1 protein-coding gene and 1 pseudogene are annotated in these 1405 nt (G+C 46.4%); both read right to left on the bottom strand.

Going from position 1 to position 1405, the window contains the following annotated elements:
* Nucleotides 1–10 precede the first annotated feature (10 nt).
* Nucleotides 11–241 (bottom strand): hypothetical protein, encoded by a 231-nt coding sequence (locus AC2VE5_RS27755; RefSeq protein WP_486890734.1) that lies wholly within the window; start codon nucleotides 239–241, stop codon nucleotides 11–13.
* A 678-nt stretch (nucleotides 242–919) separates the two neighbouring features.
* Nucleotides 920–1372 (bottom strand): annotated as a pseudogene (gene aat, locus AC2VE5_RS27750) (leucyl/phenylalanyl-tRNA--protein transferase); the annotation flags it as partial.
* Nucleotides 1373–1405: the final 33 nt, after the last annotated feature.

The raw sequence follows: 1405 nt of genomic DNA, 5'->3' as shown, positions 1-1405 counted from the left end.
TCAGTCCCGCTCAAACCTCTGCACTTTCAGTGCAGAGTGGTTTAGTTGACTTTAGTGGCTTGTATATTTTTTCTTTTATTTCCGAACTTAGCAAACTTAGATTGTTTTCTAGATTCCAGCTAAAGGCCGTATAAACCTCTTCATTTAATCTTTTATATTGGTAATTCAAATTGGTTTGAATTCTCTCCCATGCTAATTTAATATTTGAAATAGTTGATATTTCTTCTCTTCCGTTAGTCATTTATTTCCTTCCCATGTTAGGAAATCCTAGAAGCGCAACTTAATTTTTTCTTCGACCTTTCAGCAGCAAGAATATACATGCTTCTTGCTAACCCCCCTAATTTGGTTCCTCACTTCTCAGAAATAAGTAATTTGCTTACTAACTTTATTTTGTTGCTTCTTCTATACGTGCTGCTTTCGCCCCACTCATCTGCTCCTGCAAAGCTTGCAACTGTGTCGCCAGATCTTGATTCCAGTCCTTATGGAAGGATTATGGCATCCTGCATTATGCATGTCCAGCAATAATCGTCCTGCTATCTTTTTCTGTCCAGCCAATCTAAGGTACCCACTCCTCCTTAAATTGCTGGAGTAGCTCTAGCAGCACAAAGCTAGCTCTATCGCTGATTCAGCCAGCACCACTTGTTGAAGGAAATTTTGCCCCCAGTGCAACTCAAGGATGCCCACATCAGCCCTCCCTCAATAGATCACTATAGATAGAAAGACGGCATTCTGGTGCTAATCGGCGTGATGAGTTGACCATGCCATTGTTTTCCGGAGTTGGCAAAGTTAAACTGAGCATCATGGATTTTGGAGACACCCACGAATGATCGATGATGCCTTTTGGGATGACTCAGTCTGTTGATAACTCCCCTAACCAGGGCAGTTCGCTGAAAGTGTCTCAAGAAGGTTGGACTCAATATCAAGCCAATCGACATGAGTGTTTCAACCCCTGACTGAGCAAGCGCTGGTACTCTTGGTCAGAGACCATATAGGCCCCAAACCGACTCAGGTGAGGATTGATCATCTGGGCATCAAACAACTTAAATTGGCGAGATCGCAGCCGTTCCACTAGCTTGACTAAGGCCACTTTAGAGCCTTCAGAGATCCGGTAAAACATCGACTCGCCAATAAAGGCTCCCCCGATCACAAGCCCCAGAACCCCCCCCGCCAACTGATCCCCCTGCCAGGTTTCAAAACTATGGGCCCACCCCCCCCCATTCAGCTCCAGGTAGAGGGTCTGTAATTTTGGTGAAATCCAGGTAGAGTCGCGATCCGCGCAGCCCGCCACTACGCCCGCCAAGTCCCCCTTCACCGCCCCCCTAAACCCCCGTTGATTGAGGACTCCCTGGTGTGATCGCGGGTATTGTAACCGACCAACTTAGTGGCACAAATCCCGCTCACGGAT

The organism is Aliterella sp. E5.1 (assembly GCF_057473825.1).
This window is presented reverse-complemented; position numbering and strand designations above follow the sequence as displayed.

Excerpts from the sequence above, each read along its gene's own strand:
- AC2VE5_RS27755 (WP_486890734.1), bottom strand. The coding sequence starts at position 241 with ATGACTAACGGAAGAGAAGAAATATCAACTATTTCAAATATTAAATTA.